General features: G+C 63.4%; 8 protein-coding genes. 5 read left to right on the forward strand and 3 right to left on the reverse strand.

Translation table 11 applies throughout. The annotated features are described in order from the left end of the window. Positions 1 to 61 precede the first annotated feature (61 nt). Genes pdxH through V7M64_RS21940 form a run of 3 tightly spaced genes read left to right on the forward strand, consistent with a single transcriptional unit; the run spans position 62 to position 1923 of the window. Entirely contained in the window at positions 62 to 649 is a 588-nt protein-coding gene (gene pdxH, locus V7M64_RS21930) for a pyridoxamine 5'-phosphate oxidase (RefSeq protein ID WP_333682261.1), read from the forward strand. Positions 650 to 662: 13 nt separating this feature from the next. Beyond that, the gene (locus V7M64_RS21935; protein ID WP_333682262.1) at positions 663 to 1103 is read left to right on the forward strand and encodes a secondary thiamine-phosphate synthase enzyme YjbQ; all 441 of its coding nucleotides are present in this window, start codon (positions 663 to 665) and stop codon (positions 1101 to 1103) included. A 10-nt stretch (positions 1104 to 1113) separates the two neighbouring features. After that, the gene (locus tag V7M64_RS21940) at positions 1114 to 1923 is read left to right on the forward strand and encodes a cobalamin-binding protein (protein ID WP_333682263.1); all 810 of its coding nucleotides are present in this window, start codon (positions 1114 to 1116) and stop codon (positions 1921 to 1923) included. 64 nt (positions 1924 to 1987) lie between these two features. Here V7M64_RS21940 and V7M64_RS21945 read toward each other — a convergent pair whose 3' ends face one another. From V7M64_RS21945 to proC, 3 genes are read right to left on the reverse strand one after another with little or no spacing between them, the layout of a single operon-like run. Further along, a complete protein-coding gene (locus V7M64_RS21945) occupies positions 1988 to 2530 on the reverse strand; it encodes a hypothetical protein (protein WP_333682265.1) in 543 nt (180 codons plus the stop codon). Between the two features lie 4 nt (positions 2531 to 2534). Continuing rightward, the gene (locus V7M64_RS21950; protein WP_333682266.1) at positions 2535 to 3104 is read right to left on the reverse strand and encodes a YggT family protein; all 570 of its coding nucleotides are present in this window, start codon (positions 3102 to 3104) and stop codon (positions 2535 to 2537) included. Positions 3105 to 3107: 3 nt separating this feature from the next. Further along, entirely contained in the window at positions 3108 to 3929 is an 822-nt protein-coding gene (gene proC / locus V7M64_RS21955) for a pyrroline-5-carboxylate reductase (protein ID WP_333682268.1), read from the reverse strand. Positions 3930 to 4254: 325 nt separating this feature from the next. On the opposite strand from proC, the gene V7M64_RS21960 reads away from it, so the two are divergent. Next, complete coding sequence (locus V7M64_RS21960; RefSeq protein ID WP_333682269.1) at positions 4255 to 5292, forward strand: type IV pilus twitching motility protein PilT; 1038 nt, start codon at positions 4255 to 4257, stop codon at positions 5290 to 5292. A gap of 28 nt (positions 5293 to 5320) precedes the next feature. Then, the coding region (locus V7M64_RS21965) for a PilT/PilU family type 4a pilus ATPase (RefSeq protein WP_333682270.1) at positions 5321 to 6234 on the forward strand (914 nt) is incomplete at its 3' end.

Here is a 6234-nt window from a genome sequence, read left to right on the forward strand (position 1 = left end):
CGTGCTAGCATCATCCTTCATCGCGTAATCATGACGTGCGCTGGCTACGATTCAAATACCCATGCTCAATCCCGAGATCCTTGACACTTTCAACACCTTGATGGACCAGGCCGTGGCCAGTGGCGACCCGGAACCCACCGCCATGAACCTGTCCAGCGTCGATGCTGCGGGGCGGGTCAGCTCGCGCATCGTACTGCTGAAGGGGGCGGACCAGCGTGGGTTCCGCTTTTTCACCAATTACGAGAGTGACAAGGGCGTGCAGATCGACGCGCATCCCCAGGTCGCCCTGTGTTTTCACTGGAAGCGACTGCGCGAGGGCGTGCAGGTGCGGGTGGAAGGCCTGGCACGCAAGCTGACGACGGAAGAGTCCGACGCCTACTTCACGAGCCGGCCACGCGGCAGCCAGATCGGTGCGTGGGCCTCGCTGCAATCGCAGACCCTGGCGGCGCGGGAGACGTTCGAGCAGCGCGTGGCGCATGTCGAACAGCAGTTTGCCGACCGCGATGTGCCGCGCCCGGCGCACTGGGGTGGGTATCTGGTCGAGCCGGACATGGTGGAGTTCTGGTACGGCGCCAATTTCCGCCTGCACGAGCGTGTGCGTTGGGACCGCCACGGCCAGACCTGGACCCACCGGCTGCTATATCCATGAACAGGAGCGCGCCATGACCCGAGCCACACCCGCGGAACATGTCGCGCAAAACGGCTTTACGGTGCATACGCGCGGACGCGGCTTCAGCGAGATCACCGACAAGTTGGCGGAGCTGGTCGCGGCCAGCGGCGTGCACACCGGCATCGTCAACGTCTTCACGGCGCATACCAGCTGCTCGCTGTTGATCAGCGAAAACGCCGACCCTTCGGTGCGTTCCGACCTGGAACGCTGGTTCACCCGCGCCGTGCCGGACGGCGACCCGATCTTCCAGCATGACGCCGAAGGCCCCGATGACATGCCTTCGCACGTGCGCGCCATCCTCACCGGCGTGAGCCTGACGATTCCCGTGCATGGCGGCAAGCCGCAGCTGGGCACGTGGCAGGGCGTCTACTTGTGGGAGCATCGCGTGGATCCGCACCAGCGCAAAGTGGTGGTGACGGTGTTTGGGCATTGACTGCATACACATGACCGATAACGATCCTTTCCCCCACCGCATCGTCTGTCTTACTGAAGAACCCACCGAAGTGCTGTACGCGCTCGGCGAGGAGCAGCGCATCGTTGGCATTTCCGGCTTCACCGTACGTCCGCCCCGTGCGCGCAAGGAAAAGCCAAAGGTGTCCGCGTTCACCAGCGCGAAGCTGGAAGAAATCCTGGCCTTGCAACCGGACCTGGTGATCGGCTTCTCCGATCTGCAAGCCGACATCGCGCGTGACCTGATCCGCGCAGGCGTCGAAGTGTGGATCAGCAACCACCGCAGCGTGGCAGGCATCCTTGCCTACATTCGCCGGCTGGGGGCGATGGTCGGTGCGTACGAAAAAGCCGAGCGTTACGCGCAGCGCGCCGAGGTGCACCTTGCCGAAGTGCGTGCTGCCGCCGCGACATGGCCGAGGCGGCCGAAAGTGTATTTCGAAGAATGGGACGAGCCGATCATCACCGGCATTCGCTGGGTGGCGGAATTGATCGGCATCGCCGGCGGCGACGATGTATTCCCCGAACTTGCGCGTGAGTCGCTGGCAAAACATCGCATTCTCGCGGATGGCGGCGAAGTGGTGCAGCGTGTGCCGGACATCATCCTTGGCTCATGGTGCGGCAAGCGCTTTCGTCCCGAGCGCGTGGCGCAGCGGCCGGGCTGGGAGGCGATTCCCGCCGTGCGCAACGGCGATATGCACGAAATCAAATCGCCGATCATCCTGCAGCCGGGACCGGCAGCGTTGTTCGATGGCTTGGATGCCATGCACGCGGTGTTCGCGCAGTGGGCGGCGAGGCACATGTAGGCTGGGATGGTAATCCCGGGTTGGCTTGCTTCCTGATGCCGGGATAGTCATCCCGGGCTACGTGTCAGCGGTGAGGCAGGCAGGGCGCTGCAATCCGCCGTAACGCCCTGTGCTGCGCCGTATCCGGCACAAATTGTGCCGCCAGCGGCGGCGTCTGCACGTTGTTGGCGTTTTGTGCCCAGGTGATCGTTGCGCCCGGCTTGCCCAGCGCTGCAGCGATATCTGTCACGGCGTTATGTTTTCCCAGCGCGGTGGCGATGCCAAACACGAACATGCCCGGATCGTCGCCGCTGATCCAGCCCGCCACCCGAACGGGCGCGAACGTTTGCTTGCCTATCCGCAGCACCGCGCTAGGGAGTTGCGATGCCGGCGCATTCGGCCCTTCGAACGCATCGAACGGGAAGTCGGGTGCGGTATCGCGAACTACCGCCAGTTGCAGCGACAGCGCACCACCGGTGCCGGTGCTGCACATCAACGTGAGCAAGGCGGGATGTTCACCGCTCTGTGTCGTCACCGTGCCGTGCAAGACCAGCTGCGACGGTCCTGGCGGCGATGCGTTCGCCAGGCCGAAGGCAAGCGCGAAACAAAGCAGCCAGGGCTTCCGCACGACGTTACCGCGCCAGGCTCGCGCCGAAATCGAATAAAGGCGCTGCAATCAGCCGTTGCGCCAGCAGCAGGAGGATTACCACCACGGTAGGCGAGAAATCGATGCTGCCCACCACCAGCTTGCCGCGCAATGGACGCAACAGCGGTTCGACGATGGTGCCGGCAAGGCGGTACAGGGGATGGTACGGATCGGGCGCAAACATGCTGAGCAGCGACCAGCCGAAAATCACCACGATGTAGAACAGCAACACGAAGTTGAGCAGGTCGGCGAAAGACAGCACCAGCAGACCCAGCCACGCCGGCATAAAGCCTGTCAGAACCGAAAGCGCCAGCCGTTCCAGCACGAAGGCAAGTACCAGGATCAGCACGGCGGCCAGGTTGATGCGCCGCCAGTTCGGCAGTACGCGGCGGATCGGCGAGAGGACCGGATTGGTATAGCGATACACGAATTGACTGAGCGGATTGTGGAAGTCCGCCCGGTTGGCTTCGGCCAGCAGGCGCACCAGGAACAGCGTGGCGATGGCGCCGAATACCACCTGGACGATGAGGGTGAAGGCGCTGAGCAGGTATGACATCGATCAATCCTTATCCAGTGCCGCGGCAAGTTCTTGCCCGCGCCGGGTGGCGGCGGCCAGTGCGCGGGCGACGATGCGCGGGAATTGGTCGGCGCTGAAGCTTTCCAGCGCGGCCTGGGTGGTGCCGTTGGGCGAGGTGACACGCTGGCGCAGCGTGGACGGTGCTTCGTTGCTTTCCACCAGCATGCGGCCGGCGCCCAGGCAGGTCTGGGTAGCCAGGATGCGGGCGGTGTCGCGTGGCATGCCTTGCGCCACGGCGGCATCTTCCATCGCTTCGACGAAGGCAAAGAAATAGGCGGGGCCGGAACCGGAAAGGGCGGTGACGGTATCCATCAAGGCCTCATCCTCGATCCAGCGCGTGATGCCCACCGCATCCAGGATGTGTTGCGCCTGCTCCCGCTGCTGCGGCGTCACGCGCAGGTTGGCGCACAGGCCGGTGGCGCCGGCGCCGATCAAGGCCGGCGTATTGGGCATGCAGCGCACGATCGGCAACAGGTTGCCGAACCAGCGTTCCAATTGGTCGATGCGCACGCCGGCGGCAATGGAGATCATCAGCGGTCGCTTGCGTTGCAGCGTATCGCGCAGCTCGTAGTGGATCGCAGGCATCACCTGCGGCTTCACCGCCAGCACCAGCACGTCGGCATCCGCCGCGGCCAGCCGGTTGTCGTCGAAGGTGGCCACGCCGAAGTCGCGTCCCAGGCTTTCGCGCGCCAGCGCCTGGGGTTCGGCCACGCGCAGGTTGGCAGCCGGCATGCCGGTCTTGAGCAGGCCGCCGATCAGGCTGCGTGCCATGTTGCCGCCGCCGATGAATGCGATGTGGGTCATGTCCATAACGGTGATCTGGGTGCCAGCGGCATACCTTAACAGCAGCGCCGGCCTGGCTGAGTGAGCGAAGCCTTTTTCCCTCGGGGAAAGGACCCCGGCAGGCGTGAATGTGTATGCGCTCGCATTTGCCGTGATGCGTTCCGGCAGCGGTGCCGGAAAAGCTGGCTGGCGGCCACGCGGCGCGAGTAGTATCGGCATGGCTGCAAGGAGCGGGGGAATGGCGGGGCATGCCGCGCCAGTGCATCTGACCGGGTGACCCCTTCCGTCGTCCTGCTGCGGCCTGCGTTTTCGTATAGACGATCGGTTTTTAGGGGAAAACAATCCGATGGATATCGCCGAACTGCTTGCCTTCTCGGTGAAGAACAAGGCTTCCGACTTGCATCTGTCGGCGGGCCTGCCGCCGATGATCCGCGTGGATGGCGACGTGCGCCGCATCAACATTCCCGCGCTGGACCACAAGCAAGTGCACTCGCTGATCTACGACATCATGTCGGACAAGCAGCGCCGTGACTACGAAGAATTTTTCGAGACCGATTTTTCGTTCGAAATTCCCGGGCTGGCGCGCTTCCGCGTCAATGCGTTCAACCAGAACCGCGGTGCGGGCGCGGTGTTCCGCACCATTCCTTCCGAAGTGCTGACCCTGGACGACCTGGGCGCGCCGAAGGTGTTCCGCGAGCTGATCGAACAGCCGCAGGGCCTGATCCTGGTGACCGGCCCGACCGGCTCGGGCAAGTCGACCACGCTGGCGGCGATGGTTGACCACATCAACAAGAACGAATACGGCCACATCCTCACCGTCGAGGACCCGATCGAATTCGTGCATACCTCGCAGAAGTGCCTGGTCAACCAGCGCGAAGTGCATCGCGATACGCATGGCTTCAACGAGGCGCTGCGTTCCGCGCTGCGCGAAGACCCGGACTTCATCCTGGTCGGCGAGTTGCGCGACCTGGAAACCATTCGCCTGGCGCTTACCGCTGCGGAAACCGGCCACTTGGTGTTCGGCACGCTGCATACCAGCTCGGCGGCCAAGACCATCGACCGCATCATCGACGTGTTCCCCGCCGGCGAAAAGCCGATGGTGCGCTCGATGCTGTCAGAATCGCTGCGCGCGGTGATTTCGCAGACGCTGCTCAAGAAAGTGGGCGGCGGCCGTATCGCCGCGCACGAGATCATGGTGGGCATCCCCGCCATTCGCAACCTGATCCGCGAGGACAAGGTGGCGCAGATGTATTCCTCCATCCAGACCGGCCAGCAGTACGGCATGCAGACGCTGGATCAGATCCTGCTCGACCTGGTGAAGCGCGGACTGGTGACGCGCCAGCAGGCGATCGGATATGCGAAGAACAAGGAAGTGTTCAAGTGATCGGGGCACGTCCCACCGGGAGCACGCCATGAGCGAATTCGACTTTACCTCGTTCCTCAAATTGATGGTCCACAAGAAGGCATCGGACCTGTTCGTCACCGCCGGCGTGCCGCCATCGATGAAGGTGCAGGGGCGCGTGGTGCCGATCACGCAGAGCCCGCTGTCCGCGCAGCAGTCGCGCGACATGGTGATCAACATCATGACGCCGGCGCAGCGCGAGGAGTTCGAAAAGACGCACGAGTGCCAGTTTGCGATATCCGCGCAAGGCGTCGGCCGTTTCCGCGTCTCGTGCTTCTATCAGCGCAATTGCGTAGGCATGGTGCTGCGCCGGATCGACTCGAAGATCCCCACCATCGAAGAACTGAACCTGCCGCCGGTCATCAAGCAACTGGCGATGACCAAGCGCGGCATCATCATCTTCGTGGGCGCGACCGGTACCGGTAAATCGACCTCGCTGGCGGCGATGGTGGGCTATCGCAACCAGAATTCCACCGGCCACATCATCACCATCGAAGATCCGATCGAATACGTGCACAAGCACGAAGGCTGCATCATCACGCAGCGCGAGCTGGGCATCGATACCGACAGCTGGGAAAACGCGCTAAAGAACACGTTGCGCCAGGCGCCCGACGTGATCCTGATCGGCGAAGTGCGTACGCGCGAGACGATGGAGTTCGCGATCAACTTCGCCGAAACCGGCCACTTGTGCCTGTGCACACTGCACGCCAACAACGCCAACCAGGCGATCGACCGCATCCTGCACTTCTTCCCGGAAGATCGCCGCCAGCAGTTGTTCATGGATCTTTCCTTGAACCTGAAGGGCATCGTGGCGCAGCAGCTTATTCCTACGCCGGACGGCAAGGCGCGCCGCGTGGCGATGGAAGTGATGCTGGGCACGCCGCTGGTGCAGGACTACATCCGCCAGGGCGAGATCCACAAGCT

The organism is Dyella sp., assembly GCF_036746095.1.
Lineage (GTDB): Bacteria > Pseudomonadota > Gammaproteobacteria > Xanthomonadales > Rhodanobacteraceae > Dyella_B.